The sequence below is a fragment of the Mycobacterium sp. 1245805.9 genome (assembly GCF_001672915.1).
GTDB lineage: Bacteria > Actinomycetota > Actinomycetes > Mycobacteriales > Mycobacteriaceae > Mycobacterium.
On the sequence record NZ_LZKR01000196.1, the window covers coordinates 1 to 18,829 of the forward strand.

At 70.4% G+C, this 18,829-nt stretch carries 23 protein-coding genes and 1 pseudogene; 13 read left to right on the forward strand and 11 right to left on the reverse strand.

Going from position 1 to position 18,829, the window contains the following annotated elements; translation table 11 throughout:
- Nucleotides 1-249: 249 nt before the first annotated feature.
- The gene (locus tag A9X00_RS25265) at nt 250-480 is read right to left on the reverse strand and encodes a hypothetical protein (protein WP_067159791.1); all 231 of its coding nucleotides are present in this window, start codon (nt 478-480) and stop codon (nt 250-252) included.
- A gap of 374 nt (nt 481-854) precedes the next feature.
- Here A9X00_RS25265 and A9X00_RS25270 point away from each other — a divergent pair, with 374 nt between their 5' ends.
- From A9X00_RS25270 to A9X00_RS25285, 4 genes are read left to right on the forward strand one after another with little or no spacing between them, the layout of a single operon-like run.
- On the forward strand, nt 855-1,529 hold the full coding sequence (locus tag A9X00_RS25270; RefSeq protein ID WP_067159794.1) for a metalloregulator ArsR/SmtB family transcription factor: 675 nt from the start codon (nt 855-857) through the stop codon (nt 1,527-1,529).
- Entirely contained in the window at nt 1,526-1,951 is a 426-nt protein-coding gene (locus A9X00_RS25275) for a hypothetical protein (RefSeq protein WP_067159797.1), read from the forward strand. The genes A9X00_RS25270 and A9X00_RS25275 overlap by 4 nt, the downstream gene beginning before the upstream one ends.
- A gap of 31 nt (nt 1,952-1,982) precedes the next feature.
- Nucleotides 1,983-2,327 carry a cupin domain-containing protein gene (locus A9X00_RS25280; RefSeq protein ID WP_067159800.1) on the forward strand — a complete coding sequence of 115 codons (345 nt, stop codon included), beginning with the start codon at nt 1,983-1,985 and terminating at the stop codon, nt 2,325-2,327.
- Between the two features lie 5 nt (nt 2,328-2,332).
- Entirely contained in the window at nt 2,333-3,289 is a 957-nt protein-coding gene (locus A9X00_RS25285; protein ID WP_067159803.1) for a nitronate monooxygenase family protein, read from the forward strand.
- Here A9X00_RS25285 and A9X00_RS25290 read toward each other — a convergent pair.
- Nucleotides 3,264-3,968 carry a metalloregulator ArsR/SmtB family transcription factor gene (locus A9X00_RS25290; protein ID WP_067159806.1) on the reverse strand — a complete coding sequence of 235 codons (705 nt, stop codon included), beginning with the start codon at nt 3,966-3,968 and terminating at the stop codon, nt 3,264-3,266. The genes A9X00_RS25285 and A9X00_RS25290 overlap by 26 nt on opposite strands.
- Before the next feature lie 91 nt (nt 3,969-4,059).
- Here A9X00_RS25290 and A9X00_RS25295 point away from each other — a divergent pair, with 91 nt between their 5' ends.
- On the forward strand, nt 4,060-4,512 hold the full coding sequence (locus A9X00_RS25295) for a DoxX family membrane protein (protein ID WP_067159849.1): 453 nt from the start codon (nt 4,060-4,062) through the stop codon (nt 4,510-4,512).
- Here A9X00_RS25295 and A9X00_RS25300 read toward each other — a convergent pair.
- A complete protein-coding gene (locus A9X00_RS25300) occupies nt 4,494-4,994 on the reverse strand; it encodes a DUF1990 family protein (RefSeq protein ID WP_067159809.1) in 501 nt (166 codons plus the stop codon). The two genes, A9X00_RS25295 and A9X00_RS25300, sit on opposite strands and share 19 nt — an antisense overlap.
- A gap of 23 nt (nt 4,995-5,017) precedes the next feature.
- Here A9X00_RS25300 and A9X00_RS25305 point away from each other — a divergent pair, with 23 nt between their 5' ends.
- From A9X00_RS25305 to A9X00_RS32870, 3 genes and pseudogenes are all read left to right on the forward strand, one after another.
- Entirely contained in the window at nt 5,018-5,893 is an 876-nt protein-coding gene (locus A9X00_RS25305) for an aldo/keto reductase (RefSeq protein ID WP_067159812.1), read from the forward strand.
- A 148-nt stretch (nt 5,894-6,041) separates the two neighbouring features.
- Entirely contained in the window at nt 6,042-6,821 is a 780-nt protein-coding gene (locus A9X00_RS32865) for a PE family protein (RefSeq protein WP_197515266.1), read from the forward strand.
- A 104-nt stretch (nt 6,822-6,925) separates the two neighbouring features.
- Nucleotides 6,926-7,228: pseudogene (locus A9X00_RS32870) on the forward strand (PGRS repeat-containing protein); the annotation flags it as partial.
- A 1,048-nt stretch (nt 7,229-8,276) separates the two neighbouring features.
- On the opposite strand, the gene A9X00_RS25315 reads toward A9X00_RS32870, so the two are convergent.
- The 4 genes from A9X00_RS25315 to A9X00_RS25330 all read right to left on the reverse strand — a co-directional run bounded on the left by A9X00_RS25315 (nt 8,277) and on the right by A9X00_RS25330 (nt 11,697).
- Nucleotides 8,277-8,786: a DoxX family protein gene (locus tag A9X00_RS25315; protein WP_067159815.1), complete on the reverse strand. Its 510-nt coding sequence runs from the start codon at nt 8,784-8,786 to the stop codon at nt 8,277-8,279.
- 110 nt (nt 8,787-8,896) lie between these two features.
- Entirely contained in the window at nt 8,897-10,138 is a 1,242-nt protein-coding gene (locus A9X00_RS25320; protein WP_067159818.1) for a WS/DGAT domain-containing protein, read from the reverse strand.
- Between the two features lie 4 nt (nt 10,139-10,142).
- Nucleotides 10,143-11,048: an alpha/beta fold hydrolase gene (locus A9X00_RS25325; RefSeq protein WP_067159820.1), complete on the reverse strand. Its 906-nt coding sequence runs from the start codon at nt 11,046-11,048 to the stop codon at nt 10,143-10,145.
- A 166-nt stretch (nt 11,049-11,214) separates the two neighbouring features.
- On the reverse strand, nt 11,215-11,697 hold the full coding sequence (locus tag A9X00_RS25330; protein WP_067159823.1) for a VOC family protein: 483 nt from the start codon (nt 11,695-11,697) through the stop codon (nt 11,215-11,217).
- Nucleotides 11,698-11,833: 136 nt separating this feature from the next.
- Between A9X00_RS25330 and A9X00_RS25335 the strand changes: the two genes are divergently transcribed.
- Nucleotides 11,834-12,703, forward strand: a complete 870-nt coding sequence (locus A9X00_RS25335; protein WP_067159825.1) for an alpha/beta fold hydrolase — start codon at nt 11,834-11,836, stop codon at nt 12,701-12,703.
- Here the strand turns inward: A9X00_RS25335 and gnd are convergent.
- Together gnd and A9X00_RS25345 are read right to left on the reverse strand one after the other, a co-directional pair.
- The gene (gene gnd, locus A9X00_RS25340) at nt 12,700-13,722 is read right to left on the reverse strand and encodes a phosphogluconate dehydrogenase (NAD(+)-dependent, decarboxylating) (protein WP_067159828.1); all 1,023 of its coding nucleotides are present in this window, start codon (nt 13,720-13,722) and stop codon (nt 12,700-12,702) included. The two genes, A9X00_RS25335 and gnd, sit on opposite strands and share 4 nt — an antisense overlap.
- 13 nt (nt 13,723-13,735) lie before the next feature.
- Nucleotides 13,736-15,145, reverse strand: a complete 1,410-nt coding sequence (locus A9X00_RS25345; RefSeq protein WP_067159852.1) for a glucose-6-phosphate dehydrogenase — start codon at nt 15,143-15,145, stop codon at nt 13,736-13,738.
- Between the two features lie 103 nt (nt 15,146-15,248).
- Between A9X00_RS25345 and A9X00_RS25350 the strand changes: the two genes are divergently transcribed.
- A complete protein-coding gene (locus tag A9X00_RS25350; protein ID WP_067159831.1) occupies nt 15,249-16,082 on the forward strand; it encodes an adenylate/guanylate cyclase domain-containing protein in 834 nt (277 codons plus the stop codon).
- Here the strand turns inward: A9X00_RS25350 and A9X00_RS25355 are convergent.
- Nucleotides 16,034-16,243, reverse strand: coding sequence for a hypothetical protein (locus A9X00_RS25355; protein ID WP_067159833.1), 210 nt, complete (start codon nt 16,241-16,243; stop codon nt 16,034-16,036). The two genes, A9X00_RS25350 and A9X00_RS25355, sit on opposite strands and share 49 nt — an antisense overlap.
- 22 nt (nt 16,244-16,265) lie before the next feature.
- Here A9X00_RS25355 and A9X00_RS25360 point away from each other — a divergent pair, with 22 nt between their 5' ends.
- From A9X00_RS25360 to A9X00_RS25370, 3 genes are read left to right on the forward strand one after another with little or no spacing between them, the layout of a single operon-like run.
- Complete coding sequence (locus A9X00_RS25360) at nt 16,266-17,090, forward strand: SDR family oxidoreductase (protein ID WP_067159836.1); 825 nt, start codon at nt 16,266-16,268, stop codon at nt 17,088-17,090.
- Nucleotides 17,083-17,454 (forward strand): carboxymuconolactone decarboxylase family protein, encoded by a 372-nt coding sequence (locus A9X00_RS25365; protein ID WP_067159839.1) that lies wholly within the window; start codon nt 17,083-17,085, stop codon nt 17,452-17,454. Before A9X00_RS25360 ends, A9X00_RS25365 begins: the two co-directional genes overlap by 8 nt.
- 40 nt (nt 17,455-17,494) lie before the next feature.
- Nucleotides 17,495-18,175 carry a guanylate cyclase gene (locus A9X00_RS25370; RefSeq protein WP_067159842.1) on the forward strand — a complete coding sequence of 227 codons (681 nt, stop codon included), beginning with the start codon at nt 17,495-17,497 and terminating at the stop codon, nt 18,173-18,175.
- Here A9X00_RS25370 and A9X00_RS25375 read toward each other — a convergent pair.
- Entirely contained in the window at nt 18,172-18,495 is a 324-nt protein-coding gene (locus A9X00_RS25375) for a putative quinol monooxygenase (protein WP_067159846.1), read from the reverse strand. The two genes, A9X00_RS25370 and A9X00_RS25375, sit on opposite strands and share 4 nt — an antisense overlap.
- Nucleotides 18,496-18,829 lie beyond the last annotated feature (334 nt).

Here is an 18,829-nt window from a genome sequence, read left to right on the forward strand (position 1 = left end):
TCGCCGTCGCGCCACGCGTCCATTGGCATCGCCGCCGGGCGGGCGGGGGTTCCGGTCGTGGTCCCCAGCAGCTGCTCAGTCAAGCGATCGAAGTCACGCAGGAACGGGTCGAACATCAGCATGGTTATGACCTCCCCTCATCTCGTTGGAGATACCTGTTTCTTATGCCATAGATAATCTGCGTTAGCAGGCAGATATTCCCAGTGGCGCGTCACGTCGACGGCATCACGTCCGTGGCGCGCGGAGCGGTCAGCCGCGCCCCCCGCCGCTCACGCGGGCCATGATGCGATCCAGCACCGTCCTCGCGAGATCGCCGTCGTCGGCCACGCGGGGCAGACCGCGCCGCCGCAGGAATGTGTCGAGGCGCCGGTCGGGCGACCAGTCGGCATAAATCGGGCCCAGGTAGCGCGAGCGCAAGAATTCACCCGCGAGAGCGTCAACGTCGGAATCGGACAATAACAACGGTGGGCTATCACCCATAACCGTCAGTCTCCTTTTTTCAGCCGCAACCGCCGCAGCCAAGTTACGTCAGACGAAGTCATTATTTCGTCACGCGCCGATTGCGGATAGGGTCCAAAGTCCCGAGCCGGCGACGAGGGCAGGCCCTGGTCGAGCGGCCGCTGATGACGCCGAGCGCTGAAAAAATCGGTCCGCCAGCCGTTTTGGAGGTTCTGGGTACGTGACGCGATCCGCCTGGGCAGGAAGCGCGCGCCTGGCCCAGAAGTTTTCGCCGCCCGGCGGTTCACCTGCGACCTCACCGCGCGGCTGGCATCCCACCTGGTCGATAATGGGGCCCTCGGTGTCGACACACTGGTGGTCGCCGCCCAGTCCCTGGCCGACGAGACCCAAGGAGCGTGAGCGGCATTACGTCAGTCGGAGAAAACACCGGTCGCCGCCGCCGCGAGGTGCTGGCGCTATTGCGGTCGTCGCCCGACCCGCTGAGCATCCTTGCGATCGCCGAACAGCTTGGCGTGCACCCGAATACCGTGCGCTTCCACCTCGATAGCCTGCTCGCGGCCAGCCAGGTGGAGCAGGTCGAGCACGACCGCAGGGGCCCCGGGCGCCCGCCGCTGATGTTCCAGGCGGTGCGGCAGATGGATCGCGGCGGGACCCGCCACTACCGCATGCTCGCCGAAGTCCTGACCGAGGCGCTGGCCGGCGACCGGAATCCGCGCGCCAAGGCGGTGGCCGCGGGCAGGGCGTGGGGGCGCAACCTGGAATCACGCGCCAAGGCGCCGAAGGCTCGGGGCGCCGACCAGGCGGTCGATCGGCTGGTCGGGGTGCTCGACGACCTCGGGTTCGCGCCGGAGCGTCGGACGTCCGGCGGCGAGAAACTGGTCGGCCTGCGGCACTGCCCGTTCCTGGAACTGGCCGAAACCCGCGGTGCTGTCGTGTGCCCCATCCACCTCGGGCTGATGCAGGGCGCCCTCGAGGCGTGGGGCGCGCCGGTTTCGGTCGATCGCCTCGACGCGTTCGTCGAACCGGACCTGTGCCTCGCCCACATCGCACCGGCCGGTTCAGCCCGGTGAGCACCGGATCGGCGGTCGCCGTCGCGGTCACCTTCGTCTGGCTCGGCATGGTGCTGGCAATCTCGTTCCTCGAAGCCCCGCTGAAGTTCCGCGCGCCCGACGTGACGTTGCCGATCGGCCTCGGCATCGGGCGCCTGGTCTTTCGCGCGCTCAACACCGTCGAGGTCGCCTTCGCCCTCGTCATCGTCGCGATCGTGGCGTCGGGGCCGACGCCCGCGCGAATCACCGTTGCGTTCGCCGTCGCCGTCGGCGCGCTCGCGATCCAGTTGATCGCGGTGCGCCCGGCGCTGACCCGCCGCTCGGATGCGGTGCTCGCCGGATCGGAGGGTCCGCGGTCCCACGCCCACTATGGCTACGTTGGCCTGGAGGCGGTCAAAGCGGTGGCCTTGCTGGTGGCGGGGATACTGCTATTGACCGTCTGATCGCGGGCTTGCACGACGGAAGGGGACGACTATGGAATCCATCTCGTTGACCGGCCTGGCCTCCGAAAAGCTGGCCGAGGCGGGGCAATCACACAGCGGACGCGCCGCGCACACCATCCACGGTGGCCACACCCACGAGCTTCGGCAGACCGTGCTCGCGCTGCTCGCCGGGCACGACCTGTCGGAACACGACAGCCCCGGCGAGGCGACGCTGCAGGTGTTGCAGGGTCACGTCCGCCTGACTACCGGCGGCGACGCCTGGGACGGCAAGACGGGCGACTACGTCGCGATCCCGGCGGAGCGGCACGCCCTGCACGCCGTAGAGGATTCGGTGGTCATGCTGACCGTGCTCAAGAGCCAGCCCGGGGCGCACTAGCTCCGATGCTATCCACGCCCTGGTCAAGCAGTTTCGGGCTGCAGGTGCCGATCGTCAACGCCCCGATGGGTGGGGTCGCCGGTGGCCGGCTCGCCGCCGCCGTCACCGCGGCCGGCGGGCTGGGCATGGTCGGCATGGGCAGCGACGGCAGCAGGGACTCGCTGCAAGCCCAGTTGCCGCACGTGCGGGGGAGATTCGGAATCGGCTTGGTGGACTGGGTGATTCGGACCCAGCCGGGGCTGCTCGAGGATGCGCTGGCCGCCGGGCCCGCGCTGCTGTCGGTCAGTTTCGGCACCGACTGGTCGTGGGTCGCGAAGGCGCACGACGCCGGAATCCCCACCGTCACACAGGTTTACGACGGTTTGGGCGCCCGCCAGGCCGTCGCCGCCGGCGGCGACATCCTGGTCGCGCGGGGGTCCGAGGGTGGCGGGCACGGCGAGGTCAAGCTCGCGACGCTGCCGTTGCTCGACGACGTGTTGGACGCCTTGGACGGCGCAGCGGTGCCCGTCCTCGCGGGCGGTGGCATCGCCTCGGCGCGGAGCCTGGCCGCGGTGCTGGCCGCCGGGGCGAGCGGGGCGTGGGTGGGCACCCGGCTGGCGGCCTGCCCGGAGGCGCTCACCGGTGACGGCAGCCGCCGCGCGCTGATCGCCGCCCGGGCCACCGACACCGCCGTCACCCGGGCCTTCGACGTCGCCAGGGGGCTGCCCTGGCCGGCGAAGTTCCCGTCGCGCGTGTTGGCCAACGACTTCGTCGCGCGCTGGACGGGCCACGAGGACGCGCTCGATGTGTCGGCATGCGACGAACTGGCCGCGGCCGTCGCCGCCGACGATCGCCGCGTCGCGCCCGTCGATGCCGGCGAGGGCGTCGGGATGATCCGCGACGACGCGTCGGTGGGGGAGGTCATGGAGCAGATGTGCGCGGGTGCGGAGCGTTTGCTCACCGCATGGGCGCCGCGGCCCTGAGCACCACGCAACACCGATCCGGCCCGGGGCACAGCCGGGCGTCGGGGCCGTGCGGCGCCAGCGCGTCGGCCACGCCGGTGATCAGCGCGTGGTTCATGTTGCAGGCCAGCTCCGTCTGCTCCTGCGCCAGCGCGTGGAACGGGCAATTGGCCAGCTCCACCTCGCCGTCGGCCGGCCGGGGTTCGTAGCCGTACCTGCGCAGCACCCGGAGCGCCAGATCCATCGCCGCCGAGGCGTCATTTGGCGGGCGCTCGGTCGCGGCGATCGTCCGGCCGTAGTCGCGGGCGACCCGGTTCAGCGCTTCGACGACGGGTTCACCGGTGGCGTCCGACCGCGCGATCGCGGTGACCATCAGGCGACCGGCCAGCTCGTACTCGCGCTGGGGGAGGCTGACCGCGATGTCGCGGGGCGCCCGGCGATACAGCTTGGACGTCCGCCCCGCGCCGGGCCCCGAGCGGCCCGTCAATCGCGCATAGCCGGTTTCCAGCAGGCCCTCGGCGGTTAACCGATCCAAGTGGAATTTGGCCTGGTGGCGCGGCACGCCGACGGCGTCGGCCGCCTGGTCGCGGCTCACCGGCGCCGGCTGGGAGCACACGAATTCGTAGAGGCGGCGGCGCACCGGATCGGCGAGCGCGCCGATGCCGGCCGCGTCCCGCTGCAGCGCGTTCCCGTCGTCCATCCGCCCTTCGCCTCTAACAGACAAAATGCTTGACGCTACAGTGTAACGAATCTAACGTACAAATTATTATCCGTTAGTAATGGAGGCAACCATGAGTACCACACATGACTCCGCCAGCCCCGCCCTCGCCGACCAGCTGCGGGACCCGGCCTACTCGGCCTACCTCGCGCTTCGCACGGTCTTCACGATCGCGCCGATCGTGATGGGGCTGGACAAGTTCTTCAACGTGCTGACCCATCCGCATCACTGGAGCATGTACCTGGCCGGCTGGATCGACGGCGTCGTCCCGGGAACCGCCGACCAACTCATGTACGTCGTGGGCGTGATCGAGATCGTCGCCGGTGTTTTGGTGGCAGTGGCGCCGCGGTTCGGCGCCTGGGTGGTGGCGGCCTGGCTTGCCGGGATCATCATCAACCTGCTCACCGTGCCCGGGTTCTACGACATCGCGCTGCGCGACTTCGGTCTGCTGGTGGGCGCCGTGGCGCTGGCCCGGCTGGCGCAGGGCGTGCATAACGGCAGCATCGGCTACACCGCGCGCAGGTAGCGCTTGGCGATGACGCGCTGGGCCGCCCTGACGACCGGCCCGCCGGCCTTGCTCCACCAGGCGGCGGGCCGGGAGAACGCCGACACCTCCGCATACACCGCGTCGGTGGCCGGGTCGCGGCGCACGACGAAGCGCTCCTCGCCCGACTCCGGGTGGCCCGGCAGCGTGCCGTAGGCGAACCCGCGGATGTCGGGCTCGTCGACGACGTAGACGACCCGGCACGGCGCGGGCAGAAAGCCGAGCCGCACCACTAAGACCGTGTCGACCTCGGCGACCTCAGAGCTGGCCTGCACGCGCAGGCCGGATCCGCGTTGCATGCCCCAGCGCATGACCGCGTCGCCGGCCTGCTCGAAACGCGTTCGGCCGGTGCCGATTTGACGCTCGTTGTGCTGGTGGTCGTAGCCGGCGGGCAGCTCGCCGTTCGCCGTCGCGCCTATCTCCTTGTAGGTGAGCGGAAGCTCCTCGAGCGTTTGTAGGTCCACGTGTTCAGCGTACGGTCGTAGACGTGACCGCTCAGACTGTTGCCCAAGCATCCGGAACCTTCGCCATCGGCGGCGAGCTGACCGTCAACCGCCTCGGATTCGGCGCAATGCGCCTGACCGGCAAGGGCGTGTGGGGCCCGCCCGCCGATCGCGACGAGTGCGTGCGGGTCTTGCGGCGCGCCGTCGAGCTCGGGGTGAACTTCATCGACACCGCGGACTCCTACGGGCCGTACGTTTCCGAGGAGATCATCCACGACGCGCTGCATCCCTACGACGGCATGGTGATCGCCACCAAGGCGGGCCTGCTGCGCACCGGTCCCGACGTCTGGGTGCCGCTGGGCAACCCGAGCTACCTGCGCCAGGAATGCGAGATGAGCCTGCGGCGCCTCGGCGTCGAGACCATCGACCTGTTCCAGCTGCACCGCATCGACCCCAACTTCCCGCTGGCCGACCAGGTGGGCGAGCTGCTCACGTTGAAGAACGAGGGCAAGATCCGCCACATCGGCCTGTCCGAGATCAACGTCGACCAACTCACCGCCGCCCAGCAGATCACCGAGATCGTGTCGGTGCAGAACATGTACAACCTGGCCTCCCGCGGCGCCGAGCCGCTGCTGGACGCCGCGACCAGCCAGGGCATCGGGTTCATCCCGTGGTTCCCGCTGGCCGCCGGGCCGTTGGCCGCGCCCGACGGGCCGCTGCAGCGCATCGCCGCCGAGCATGACGCGAGCCCGTCGCAGCTGGCGCTGGCCTGGCTGCTGAAGCGCTCGCCGGTGATGCTGCCCATCCCGGGCACGTCCAGCGTCGCGCACCTGGAGGAGAACGTCGCCGCCGCCGAGATCACCTTGACCGACGAGGAGTTCGAGACGCTGGCGGCCGCGGGAGCCCAGCGGACGGTCTGACCGCCGTCAATACCCAAAAATAGGGAATTTTCCCGATATCCCGGGGGCGCCCGACTCCGCACACTCGACGGCGAGCGCTCCTGCGGCTTGCCGTCGCCGTGACGCCGCCCGGGCGCGCCGAATACGGCTGCGTGGGCGGAGGGAAGACATGTCGTTTGTGGTTGCGGTGCCGGAGGTATTGACCTCTGCGGCAATGGATTTGGAGAGTATCGGGTCTGCGCTGACTGAGGCCCACGCGGCGGCCGCCGGCGCGACGACCGGGGTGCTGGCGGCGGGAGCCGACGAGGTCTCGGCGGCGATCGCGGCGCTGTTCAGCGGCCACGGTCAGGCCTTTCAAGCGTTGAGCGCGCAGGCGGCGTCGTTCCATCGGCAGTTCGTGCAAACCCTGACCGGGACCGGGGGTGCCTACGCCCTCGCCGAGGCCGCCAACGCGTCGCCGTTGCAGACCCTGGAGCAGGACGTGTTGGGCGTGATCAACGCGCCCACCGAGGCGCTGCTGGGCCGGCCCTTGATCGGTAACGGCGCCGACGGCGCGCCCGGCACCGGGCAGGCCGGTGGCGCGGGCGGCATCCTGTGGGGCAACGGCGGCAACGGCGGGTCAGGGGTGGCCGGCAACGGGACAGGCGTGGCCGGCGGCCCCGGCGGTGCCGGAGGGCCCGCGGGCCTGTTCGGTAGCGGTGGCGTAGGCGGAGCCGGCGGGACCGGTGGCGCCGGCGCGGTCGGCGGAGCCGGCGGCACCGGCGGCGTCGGCGGGTTGCTGGGCGGATTCGGCGGGGCCGGCGGCATCGGCGGCACCGGCGGCTCGGGGGCGCCGGGGGCAGGTCCGCCCTCATCGGCGACGGCGGAAACGGCGGTAACGGGGGCACGGCCCAGGGCGCCACCAGCAGCGTCGGTGGCGCGGGCGGAGCCGGTGGCAACGGCATGCTGATCGGCGACGGCGGCAACGGCGGCAACGGCGGCCTCGGCCAGGTGCGCGGCGCGACGGGCACCGGCGGCATCGGCGGTCAGCTGCTGGGCCTGGACGGCTTCAATGCGCCCGCCGCTTCCGCTTCGGGCCCGCTGCACGCCCTGCAGCAGCAGACGCTCAACGCGATCAACGCGCCCTTCCAAGCGGCTACCGGCCACCCGCTGATCGGCAACGGCGCCAACGGGGCTCCCGGCACGGGAGCCGCCGGCGGAGCCGGCGGGCTGCTGTTCGGCAACGGCGGAACCGGCGGCTCGGGGACTGCCGGCGCGGCCGGCGGCCACGGCGGGGCCGGCGGCGGACTGTTCGGCTCCGGCGGCGCGGGCGGCACCGGCGGCGCGTCGGCGACCGGCAACGGCGGGGCCGGCGGCGCCGGCGGCGACGGCGGGCTATTTGGCTCCGGCGGCACCGGCGGGGCCGGCGGACGGGCACCCGCCGCTGCCAACGGCGGCGCGGGCGGGGCTGGCGGCAACGCCGGCTTGTTCGCCGGCGCGGCCGGGGACGGGGGCGCCGGCGCCGCATCCTTCACGCCCGGCGTAGCAGCCACCGGTAGGGGCGGCGCCGGCGGGGCGGGCGGCACCGGCGGGCTGTTCGCCCGCGGCGGTCTCGGCGGCGACGGCGGCTTCGGCCTCACCAGCGGCGCCGGCGGGGGCGGCGGCGCGGGCGGCATGTTGTCCGGCGACGGCGGGGCCGGCGGCGCCGGCGGATACAGCAGCCTCGGCGGCAGCAGCGGCGGCGGCGGGAACGGCGGCAACGGCGGGCTGTTCGGCGGCGGCGGGGCCGGCGGCGCCGGCGGAGTCGGACAAACCGCCGCCGGCGCCGGCGGGCGCGGCGGCAATGCCGGCGCGCTGAGCATGGGCGCCACCGGCGGGGCCGGCGGCGCCGGCGGGAGCAGCGACTTCACCGCCGGGGCTGGCGGCGCCGGCGGCAACGGCGGCATGCTCTTCGGCGACGGCGGGGCCGGCGGTGCGGGCGGCGCCGGCGATTCCCGGGGTGGGGCCGGCGGCTCCGGCGGCAACGCCGGCGTGCTCACCGGCTCCGGCGGCGCCGGCGGCGGCGGCGGACTCGCCGGCGCCAGCCCGCTAACCCCCGGCGGCGCAGGCGGGGCGGGCGGCAAGGGCGGGCTGATCGGCAACGGCGGTGACGGCGGCGCCGGCGGGTCCGGTCACGGCGGCGCGGGCGGCGCCGGCGGCAACGGCGGCAACGCCGTGACGATCGGCGACGGCGGCAACGGCGGCAATGGCGGCAACCCGGGCACCCCGCCCGGCACGCCCGGCGGGGGCGGCGACGCCGGGGTCCTGGTCGGCCAGAACGGGATGAACGGGACGCCCTAGCCAGGCGACGCTCACGAGCCGAACGTGGCTGCGAAAAATCGGTCCGATTTTCGCAGTGGCGTTCGGCTCGCGGCGCCGGAGGCGGCTATCCCGCCTGCTTGACCGGCGGCCGGTAGAAGATCACCAACTGCCCGACGGCACCGGCCAGGCCGAGCCCGGCCGAGATCACCAGGCCGGGCCAGCCGTCGAACCAGTTCTTGCCGAAGATCACCCAGTCCAGGCTGAGCCGACCGGCGCCCAGCGTGGCCACCGCGACGGCGCTGACCGCCAGCACCAGGTTGTACTCCCAGCCCTCCTTGACGATGAAGAAGCCGTTGGCCCGGTGCACGGTCCACGCCGCGACCAGCATCAGCGAGACGAAGCCCGCGGCGGGGATCGGCGTGAGCAGCCCCGCCGCCAGGCCCAGCCCGGCGGACACCTCGGTGGTGGCGGCCACGGCGGCGTGGAACTTGCCCGGCTTCATGCCGATGCTCTCGAACCACCGGGCCGTTCCCGGAATCCGGCCGCCGCCGAAAAACTTGTTGAAGCCGTGCGCGGCGAGCGTCAGTCCCAGCACCAGCCGCAGGAGCAGTAACCCGACGTCATACACATTCATAGGTGCAAACGTAGCGGGTAGCGGTTCCAGAACCCGATAGGAGCCCGGCATCAAGATCGCGATCAATGGTGCGTGGGCTCATGATCGCGCGTTCTCGCACGGCCCGGCCATCACAGCACGGCGTCCAGCAAGCGGACGTACTCGTCGATGTCGGGGATGGCCGACTCCGCCGCATGCACGCTGATGGCCACGGTGTCGCCGATGCCGTGCACCCCGTGAGTCAGGCCCATCGCCGGCGACAGTGCCGGGTACCCGGCCGTCAGCGCCACCCGGGCGCCGCCGAAGCTCAGGTCGGCCGCGCCGCGGTTGACGCTGGACAGCACGGTGTTGCCGGCGACCTGGGTCGGGCGGATGTCGGCGTCGAACTGCGCGACGCCCCACCGCAGCAGCGCCGCAGGCACCGCGGCGAACGCCCGGTCGGCGGCGCGGGTCGCCGGATGTTCGAAGCGGCGCCGGCCATTGGCCAGATCGGCGGCGATCCGCTCGACCCGGGCATCGACACCCAGCGTCGGATAGAGCCCCACCACGACGTTGCCGAAGTGGTTATAAGCCTGCGCCACACCGGGTTTGGCCATCGGCACCTCGGCACCCAGCGACTCCGTACCCTCGCCGAGCAGCGCGGACAGCGCCGTGGACACCGCCGCCAGCGCCGCGACGGTGACCGTGGGGCCGCGCAATTGCGAGCGGTGCCGCACCAGCGTGCGCACCGATCGCGCGGCGCCCGGGCGGGCGTTGGTGGCCTGCAGCGGGCGCGGCCCGAGCGGCGGCGCCAGCACCGCGGCGTCGATGTCGCGAACCAGCCGGCGATGGGCGCACGCAGCGTCGAAGGCCCGCCGGGGCAAAAACCCCGCCGACGGACGAGCCACCCGGGGCACCGGCGCGTCCCGGCCGAACAGCCACGCCGCCATCGCCGAGCCGCGCGCGCCGTCGGCCAGCGCGTGCGCGATCTGCAGGACCGCGACGGTGCCCGCCGCGCGTACCCCCGGAATGCCCCGCACCGGGGTGAACACGTGCAGCCGCCACGGCATCCGGCGGGCATCCAGCTGGTCCGCCGCGAGGCCGGCCACAGCCGTCAGGCATTCGCTCCAGTCCCCGACGGCCGGGTCATGACGAACCACCGATTCCGGCCCGACCACCGCCGGCACCCACAGCGGATAGGCAAGCCGGCCGCGCTCGGCGACCCGAACCGTCAGGCCGGGGCACTCGCGGGCCCGCCGGCACACCGCCTCGACCGCGCCCCCGAGATCCGCGGGTTCGCCGTCGAACGCGTACAGCAGGAACTCGTCGTTGGGAATCTTGGCCGACATCCAGTAGAACTGCGCATCGACGGCCGCCATCCGCCGCGCCGCCATGGCCTCAGCCGGGCGACCCGATGAACGTGAGCACCAGGTTGGCGACCTTGTCCGGCTGTTCGAGCTGCAGGAAGTGTCCCGCGTGGTCGACGATGGCGGCCTCACTGCCCGCGGGCAGCGCCTTTTCCGTCCACCGGGTGAAAGCCGATGTCATGCAACCGTCGTCGCGGCCGTGCAGGTACAGACACGGCAGCAGTGGCGCCTCGGTCCACAGCCGGTTCAGCTCGGCATACTTCGCCGGTGCCCGCGGCGCGCGGATGGTGGCGCGGTACGGTCCCAGCGCCGCCCGCCAGCTCTCCGGTGTGCCGATCGCGGCGTCGACGTGACGCAGGTCCTCGTCGGCGTGATAACCCGGAGACCACCGCCGCCACAGCAGCGGCAGCACCCAGGACGCGGAACGCTCAGGCAGCCAAGGCAATTGGAAGTAGAGGATGTACCAGCTGCGCAGCAGCTGCGGCGGTAGGTGGCCGATCAGCCGCGCCCGCTCGGCCACGCCGCCCCGGCGACGGAAGCCCGCCGTGACCGGCACCGACATGATCACCGCCTTGGCGAACGGGCTGCCGGGCATCGCCGCGAGGCCGGTCGCCGCGAGCGCCCCCCAGTCGTGGCCGATCACGACGTCGTGCTCGGTGCCGCCCGCGGCCGAGCGCACCCGCAGGGCGTCGTCCATCAGCGCGCCGACGTGAAAGTCGCCGTCGGTCGGGATCGACGACGGCGCGTACCCGCGCATGAACGGTGCGACGACGCGCCACCCCGCCTCGGCCAGCCGCGGGGCGAAGTTGCGCCACCCGTAGGCGGTGTCGGGGAAGCCGTGTAGGCACAACGCGATCGGGGCGTCCGGCGGCCCCCAGGTCAGCGCCTTCAGGTCCCCGGCCGGGCCGGGCACGTCGATCCAGCCCGGTTCACTCACCCCGGCCCCCCCTGGGCATCCTCAGCCATCTCGACTCCTGTTCGGCGCGTCCGCACCGACCAACCTAACGCCTGTGCGGCCGAGACGCACCGACCCCCGCCGAGATTGACCAGATCCGCACCGCGGCAATGTTTTTCAATCTCGACGGGCGCCGGAATCGACCGGCCTACCGGGCGAGCTCCCCCGCCACCGCGCGCTCCAGGTCGGCGATGATGATCTTGCGCATGCCGTACATCGCCTGGGTGGCCGCCGCCGCACGCGTCCGATCCGGGTCGCCGATCAATTCGTAGAGCCGGTCGGGGATGATCTGCCAGCTCAGGCCGAAGCGGTCCTTGCACCAGCCGCACTGCGATTCCTCCCCGCCGTCGGTCAACCGCTCCCAGTAGTAGTCCACCTCGGCCTGGTCCTTGCAGTGGATCGTGAAGGACACCGCCTCGCTGAAGTGAAAGTGCGGGCCGCCGTTGATGCCGATGAACCGGGTGCCGTCCAGCACGAAGCTTCCCGACAGGACCGTTCCCGGCTCCCCGGGGCCGGCCTCGGTGGTCCGGTTGAGGCCCTCGATCCGCGAGTTGGGGAACACCGAGGTGTAGAACTCCGCCGCCTCTTCCAGGTTGTTGTCGAACCACAGCGAGGGCGTGATCGATGGCATGAGCCGTCTCCTTACATTCGTCGTTGGTATGTCCCACGGATAGACCGCGGCGGCGACGATAACTCATCGGGGGCCAGCGCCGGGGTCAATAGATTACCTAGGTAACGTCGAGGGGCGATCTACCGAGAGGACGCCCATGAGCGCCGTGAGCAGCAGTTTCCAGACGGTCGAGTTTTCCGGCCACCAGGGGATCACCCTGGTCGCCGACGAATGGAACCGCGGCGCGGCGGCACCGGCCGACCGGCCCACGATCCTGATGTTGCACGGCGGCGGCCAAAACCGGTTTTCCTGGAAGAACACCGGCCAGATCCTGGCCGACGACGGGTTTCACGTGGTGGCGCTGGATTCGCGGGGGCATGGCGACAGCGATCGCGCACCGGACGCCGACTACGACGTCGAGACGCTGACCGCGGACGTGATGCACGTGCTGGACGCCATCGGCCGGCCCGTGGCGATCATCGGCGCGAGCATGGGCGGGCTGACCGGCATCCTGGCCGCCGACCGGGCCGGCCCCGACAGGGTGACGCAGCTAGTGCTGGTCGACGTGGTGCCCCGATTCGAGAAGGGCGGCAGCGCCCGCATCCGCGACTTCATGTTCAGCGGCCTGGACGGGTTCGAGTCGCTGGAGCAGGCCGCCGACGCCGTCGCCGCCTACCTGCCCTACCGGGAGAAGCCGCGCAGCCCCGAGGGATTGAAGAAGAACCTCCGCCTGCGCGACGGGCGCTGGTACTGGCACTGGGATCCGGCGTTCATGACCAAGCCCGGGGACGACCCCGAGCTGCGCACCGAGAAATTCGAGCACGCCGCGACCAACCTGTCGATTCCCGTCCTGTTAATCCGCGGGAAGCTGTCCGACGTCGTCAGCCCTGAGGGCGTCCAGCATTTCCTCACGCAGGTGCCCCGCGCCGAGTTCGTCGAGCTGTCGAACGCGGGGCACACCGCGGCCGGCGACGACAACGACGCGTTCAGCGAGGCCGTCGTCGCCTTCGTGGAGCGGGCGAGTTAGTTCGCCGGCTTCTCCGCATGCCCACCGAACTGCTTGCGCATCGCCGATAGCGCCTTGTTCGCGAAGTCGTCGAGCTGACGGCTGGCGAAGCGGGACTGCAGGGCGGTCGTCAACACTGGCGACGGCACCCCCTCGTCGATCGCCGCGATGGCGGTCCACCGGCCCTCCCCCGAGTCCGAGACCCGCCCGGAGAATTCCTTCAGCTCCGGCGATTCGTGCAACGCGATCGCGGTCAGGTCCAGCAGCCACGAGCCGATCACGCTGCCCCGGCGCCACACCTCGGCGACATCCGGGATGTCGAAGTCGTACTGATAGAACTCGGGATTGGACAGCGGCGCGGTTTCGGCGTCACCTTCCTGTATCTGCTTGCCGATGTCGGCGTTGCGCAAGATGTTCAGGCCCTCGGCGAGCGAGGCCATCATTCCGTACTCGATGCCGTTGTGCACCATCTTGACGAAGTGCCCCGCCCCGGACGGGCCGCAGTGCAGGTAGCCCTTCTCGGCTTGCGCGACCTCGCCGTCGCGGCCGGGCGTGCGCGGCGCCGCGTCGACCCCGGGCGCAACGGTGGCGAAGATCGGCTCGGCGTGCTCGAAGGCGTCGTCGTCACCGCCGATCATCAGGCAGTAGCCGCGGTCGCGACCCCACACGCCGCCGCTGGTACCGCAGTCGAGCAAGCGAATGCCCTTGTCGCCCAGCGTTTTCGAGTGGCGGATGTCGTCACGATAGTAGGAGTTGCCGCCGTCGATCACGATGTCCCCGGAGTCCAGCGTCTTCGCCAGTTCGTCGATCACGCCGGTGGTGATGGTCCCGGCCGGCACCATCACCCAGACCACGCGGGGCTTGGCCATCTTTTCGGCCAGCTCCGCCAGCGAGGACACCCCGGTGATGTTGTCCTCGCCAGCCATCGCCTGCACCGCGTCGGGGCTGTGGTCGTACACCACGCACTCGTGGCCGCCGTTGGCCACACGCCGAACGATGTTCGCGCCCATGCGGCCCAGGCCGATCATCCCTAGCTGCATCTGTCCCGTCTCCTTAGTTTGTCGCCTGCGTGCGGTGGGGTAGCCATGGTTCCTGCCAGCTGTGGTGACCGTGCAGCAGCGACTGCGCCGCCTCGGGTCCCCAGGAGCCGGGGTCGTAGGGGTGGATGCGGCCCGGGTTGTCCAGCACCGGCTGCACGATGCGCCACGTCTCTTCGATGGCGTCCTCGCGGGCGAAGAGCTGGCGATCGCCGGTGAATGCGGCGTAGAGGAGTCGTTCGTAGGGGCGCACCGCTTCGCCGAGGTCCTCGGCGAACGACGAGTCGAGGTGGACGTCGTGCCAGGAGTTTCCGGCTTGCGCGGACAGCTGCAGGCGCATTCCGGGGTCGGGGTCGATGCGCAGCACGATCTGATTGGGCTCGGGGGGCCGGCGGTTGGGCAGGAAGGAAAAGCCGGGGACGTGGTGCAGGAACATCCGGACCTCGGTGACCCGCTCCGGCAACGCCTTGCCGGCGCGCAGGAAGATCGGCACCCCGGCCCAGCGCCAGTTGTCGATCTCGGTCCGCAGCGCGACGTAGGTCTCGGTTTGCGAATCCTGCGCCACCCCGGCGACGTCGGTATAGCCGCGGTACTGGCCGCGCACACAACGCTCCGGATCAAGCGCCGGCATCGCGCGGAACACCTCGGCCTTCTTGTCGTTCAGGTCATCGGCACCGGGGCCGACCGGTGGTTCCATCGCGACCAGGGCGAGGACCTGCAGCAGGTGGTTCTGCACGACGTCGCGCAAGGTGCCCACCGCGTCGTAGAACTTTCCGCGGTCCTCGATCCCGAAGTTCTCGGCCATGGTGATGTGGATTTCGGAAATGCTGTCACGATCCCACACCTTTGCCAGGCCGTTGTTCGCGAAGCGCAGGTACTGCAGCTCTTCGACGGGCTGTTTGCCCAAAAAGTGGTCCACGCGCAGGATTTGGTCCTCGTCGAGCACCGCGCGCAGCCGGGCGTTCAGGTCGCGCGCGGACGCCAGGTCGTGGCCGAACGGCTTCTCCACCGCGACGCGCGCGCCCTCCAGCAGATCGACCTTCGCGAGGTTTTCGACGATCGGCGCGAACAGCGACGGCGGCATTTCCAGGTAGTACAGCGGGCGGGAGTCCCTGCCGATCCGCTTGGCGAGCTCGTCGTAGAGCGCGGGATCGGTGACGTCGCCGTGCACGTAGGACAACCTGGCCGCGAACCGGTCGAACACCGCATCGTCGAGGGGTTCACCCGAGTCGCCGATCGCGTGGCGCGCCCGCTCGATCAGCTTCTCCAGCGGCATGTCGTCGCTGGCCACCCCGAGGATCGGGCACTTCAGCAGGCCACGCGATTCGAGTCGGTACAGCGCGCGGTAGGTCATCTTGCGGGCCAGATCGCCGGTAATGCCGAAGATCACCAAAAGATTTGACGAGCCAGTCTCACCGTCGGCCAAGACGCGCACCTCCCTTGAGATTCGCTACCCGCGGCGGCCCGTGCTCAACCCTAAAGCGTGTCGATAGGCCCGACAACCGGAAGCCGCCTGGGCCTTTGGCAGGATGCCAAGCGTGGGTGACACGCTGCATCTCGCGGTCTACGTCCTCGCCGGGGTGGCCGCGATCGAGGCCGGCGCCATCGCCGTGCTCTCGGTGCTGCTGGTCCGCGGCCGCCGGGAGCTCGAGGAACTGCGGGCGCGGACCGACGCCCGCACTCAGCTGCTTTCGGGCGGCCGCGAGGCCGTCAAACGCGTGTGGAACGCCGCCAACGTGATGCGCAAGGAGGGCTTCGGCGCCGTCGTGCGCAGCTCGATCGAGGACCTCGCGGACTGGGCCGAGGTCGAACGGCCCGACCTGGCCCGGGTCACCCCCGACGGTCGCGTGGTGATCCTGTTCTCCGACATCGAGGAGTCCACCGCCCTCAACGAACGCATCGGCGACCGCGCCTGGGTCAAGCTGATCAGCGCGCACGACAAGCTCATTTCCGGACTCGTGCGGCAACGGTCGGGCCACGTGGTCAAGAGCCAGGGTGACGGCTACATGATCGCCTTCTCGCGCGCCGAAGAGGCGGTGCGGTGCGGCATCGACGTCCAGGAAGCGCTACACAACGACGGAAAACGCAAGCGGCAACACGACATTCGGGTCCGGATCGGCATCCACATGGGCCGGTCCGTGCGCCGCGGCGACGACCTGTTCGGGCGCAACGTCGCCATGGCGGCACGGGTCGCCGCCCAGGCCGCCGGCGGCGAAATCCTGGTGAGCGAACCGGTGCGAGACGCGCTGCGCGACTGTGACGGCATCCGATTCGACGACGGGCGCGAGGTGGAATTGAAGGGCTTTTCGGGCCGCTACCGGTTGTTCTCCGTCGAACCCGAGGCCGACCCCGACTTGGACTGAAAGCTCGCCGCGTCGGATTCGGCCAGCCGCTCATGCAGCCGCGCGCGGATCTCGTCGGGCGTGTACGCGCGTCGCTTGCGTTGGTCCCGGGCCACCAGCACTCCCCCGGCCACGACGCCGGCGACACCGGCGAGCCCGATCCACTTCCAAACCCTGCGCATAATTGACAGGCTATTACCCGCTATGGACACCCTTCGCGACAAGGTTGCCGTCATCACCGGAGCGGCCAGCGGCATCGGCCGCGCCATCGCGTGCGCGCTCGGCGACCGCGGCGCGCGGATCGTGGCCGTCGACCTCGACGGCGATCGTGGCCAGGCCCTGGCCGGCGGCCTGACCGACCGGGGCGTCGAAGCGCTGGCGCACCGCGCTGACGTCTCGGATCCCGTTGCTTTCGAAGGTATTCGGGACGAGGCGCTGCGCCGATTCGGGCGGGTCGACATCGTGGTCAACAACGTCGGGGTGCTGACCAACGGTCTGCCCGAGGACATTCCGGTCCCCGAGTGGCAGCGCATCGTCGACGTCAACCTGATGTCGGTGGTGCGCAGCAATGCCGCGTTCCTGCCGCTGCTGCTCGATCAGGGCAGCGGGCATCTGGTCAACACCGCCTCCTTCGCCGGGCTTTTCACCTATTCCTACGACCGGCTGCCGTACGCCGCGACCAAGGCCGCAATCGTGCAGATCAGCGAGGGGCTGGCAATCTACCTGCGGCCGAAGAACATTGGCGTGACCCTACTGTGCCCGGGGCCGGTGCTCACCAACATCGCCGCCGGCGTGCCGACGTTCGGCGGCGGCGCGCCGCTGCGCATCCCCGGCGAGCAGTTCGAGTTGCTCGACCCCGCGCCCGTCGGCGAACTGGTCGCCGAGGCGATCCTGCGCAACCGATTCTTCGTGCCCACCCACGCCCACGTCGTCGACGAGCTGCGCCGCCGCGTCGACGACTGGGACGCCTACCTCGACTACCAGATCTCACGCGAACCACGAAAAGGAAAGGCGGACAGCGATGACTGACGCACGCACCGAGGGGCTGGACACGCTCAAAAGCATGCTGCCCGGCGTGATCCCGGACGGAACCACCGGCCTACGCGACGGCGGGCTGGCCGACGAACTCGGCGACCTGAGCCTCGACCACGTCTTCGGCGCGCTGTGGACCCGCCCCGGCCTCGACCGCCGGTCCCGCAGCCTGGTCACCCTCGGCGCGCTGATCGCCCTTCGGGCCAGCGACGAGCTGAAGATCCACTTCCGGATCGCGTTGCAGAACGGATTGAGCCTGCAGGAGATCGAAGAGGTGATCTATCACATGACGGGCTACGCGGGCTACCCGGCGGCCGTCAGCGCACGCAAGGTCGCCCGCGAAGTCCTCGCGGGCCCATAATGACTGCAATGGTGAAACCCGAAGCGACGGGCGGACTTACATGCTGACACTGGATCAGGCGCTAGACGAGACCCGGACCGGCGACCTCTGGCTGTTCCGCGGCCGCTCCCGACCCGACCGCGCCATCCAGACGCTGACGAACGCTCCGGTGAACCACGTCGGCATGACGGTGGCCATCGACGACCTTCCCCCGTTGATCTGGCATGCCGAGCTGGGCGACAAACTGGTCGACGTCTGGACCGGCACCAACCACCGCGGCGTGCAGCTCAACGATCTGCGCCAAGCCGTGCTGCAGTGGACCGACCGCTACCAACAGCGGTGCTGGCTGCGTCAGCTGACGCCGTATGCCACCCGCGAACAGGAGAACAGGCTGCTGCGGGTGATCGCGCGGATGGACGGCACCGCGTTTCCCACCACCGCCCGCCTGACCGGCCGGTGGTTCCGCGGCCGGCTCCCGACCATCAACGACTGGGTGCGCGGAATCCCATTGGTAGACAGGAAGGTTCGCGAGCAGACGCAGCGCCGCAGGCAAGAGCGCAAGGTCAGCCTGGAGACGGCGTACTGCGCGGAGACGGTGGCGATCACCTACGAGGAGATGGGACTTCTCGTCACCGACAAGGACGCGAATTGGTTTGACCCGGGTTCATTCTGGAGCGGTGACGCGCTCCCACTTGCGCCGGGGTATCAGCTGGGCAGCGAAATCACTGTCACTGTCGGCTAATCGACGGTCATTTCCCCCAGCTCGGACCAGCCCGTCGCCTCTACCGTCTGGCTGATGATCTTGGGCGTGGACGTCAGCGCCTGCGGCAGCTCCTGCATCGCCCGCTTGAAGTGATCGCTGTTGACGTGGACGCCCCCGGCGTCGCCGTCCCGGAACGCCTCCACGAGGACGTACTCCGCCGGGTTGTCGAGGCTGCGCGACCACTCGAACCACAGGTTGCCCTCTTCGGCGCGGGTGGCCGCAGTGAACGGACCGACCAGTTCCGGCCAGCGATCGGTCCACTCGGGCTTGGTCTCGAACTTGACGACGATGAAGATCATGGCCGCAGGATACGTGCCGCGAGCCTACCGGGCGCCAGCGGTTCTACAGCAAAATTCGCCTAGACGTCCACTTTGACGCCTAGGCGAATTTCTGCTATTGGATTTTCGCCGGTTTCGGCCGGCCTCCCATGCGCGCGCAAGTGACTCCCGTCACAACTGGGCGTTTATCGCGATCGGTTCACATTCGCGGGGAATGCATTCCCATTCGGATAACGAGACCGGCGCGGATCCAATTCTTTATGGATTGGGAATTGCGGGATCGGCGGGCGGCGGCACGTCGGGGGCGCCGGCGCCTACCAGGCCGGATTCACCCACCACATGTTCCTGCCAATGC

Coding starts and splice junctions, on each gene's coding strand:
- A9X00_RS25285 (WP_067159803.1), top strand. CDS start 2,333: ATGCTATCCACGCCCTGGTCAAGCAGTTTCGGGCTGCAGGTGCCGATC.
- A9X00_RS25335 (WP_067159825.1), top strand. CDS start 11,834: ATGAGCGCCGTGAGCAGCAGTTTCCAGACGGTCGAGTTTTCCGGCCAC.
- A9X00_RS25320 (WP_067159818.1), bottom strand. CDS start 10,138: ATGGCGGCGCGGCGGATGGCGGCCGTCGATGCGCAGTTCTACTGGATG.
- A9X00_RS25370 (WP_067159842.1), top strand. CDS start 17,495: ATGCTGACACTGGATCAGGCGCTAGACGAGACCCGGACCGGCGACCTC.
- A9X00_RS25355 (WP_067159833.1), bottom strand. CDS start 16,243: ATGCGCAGGGTTTGGAAGTGGATCGGGCTCGCCGGTGTCGCCGGCGTC.
- A9X00_RS25360 (WP_067159836.1), top strand. CDS start 16,266: ATGGACACCCTTCGCGACAAGGTTGCCGTCATCACCGGAGCGGCCAGC.
- A9X00_RS25315 (WP_067159815.1), bottom strand. CDS start 8,786: ATGAATGTGTATGACGTCGGGTTACTGCTCCTGCGGCTGGTGCTGGGA.
- gnd (WP_067159828.1), bottom strand. CDS start 13,722: ATGCAGCTAGGGATGATCGGCCTGGGCCGCATGGGCGCGAACATCGTT.
- A9X00_RS25365 (WP_067159839.1), top strand. CDS start 17,083: ATGACTGACGCACGCACCGAGGGGCTGGACACGCTCAAAAGCATGCTG.
- A9X00_RS25350 (WP_067159831.1), top strand. CDS start 15,249: ATGCCAAGCGTGGGTGACACGCTGCATCTCGCGGTCTACGTCCTCGCC.
- A9X00_RS25265 (WP_067159791.1), bottom strand. CDS start 480: ATGGGTGATAGCCCACCGTTGTTATTGTCCGATTCCGACGTTGACGCT.
- A9X00_RS32865 (WP_197515266.1), top strand. CDS start 6,042: ATGTCGTTTGTGGTTGCGGTGCCGGAGGTATTGACCTCTGCGGCAATG.
- A9X00_RS25295 (WP_067159849.1), top strand. CDS start 4,060: ATGAGTACCACACATGACTCCGCCAGCCCCGCCCTCGCCGACCAGCTG.
- A9X00_RS25375 (WP_067159846.1), bottom strand. CDS start 18,495: ATGATCTTCATCGTCGTCAAGTTCGAGACCAAGCCCGAGTGGACCGAT.
- A9X00_RS25290 (WP_067159806.1), bottom strand. CDS start 3,968: ATGGACGACGGGAACGCGCTGCAGCGGGACGCGGCCGGCATCGGCGCG.
- A9X00_RS25330 (WP_067159823.1), bottom strand. CDS start 11,697: ATGCCATCGATCACGCCCTCGCTGTGGTTCGACAACAACCTGGAAGAG.
- A9X00_RS25280 (WP_067159800.1), top strand. CDS start 1,983: ATGGAATCCATCTCGTTGACCGGCCTGGCCTCCGAAAAGCTGGCCGAG.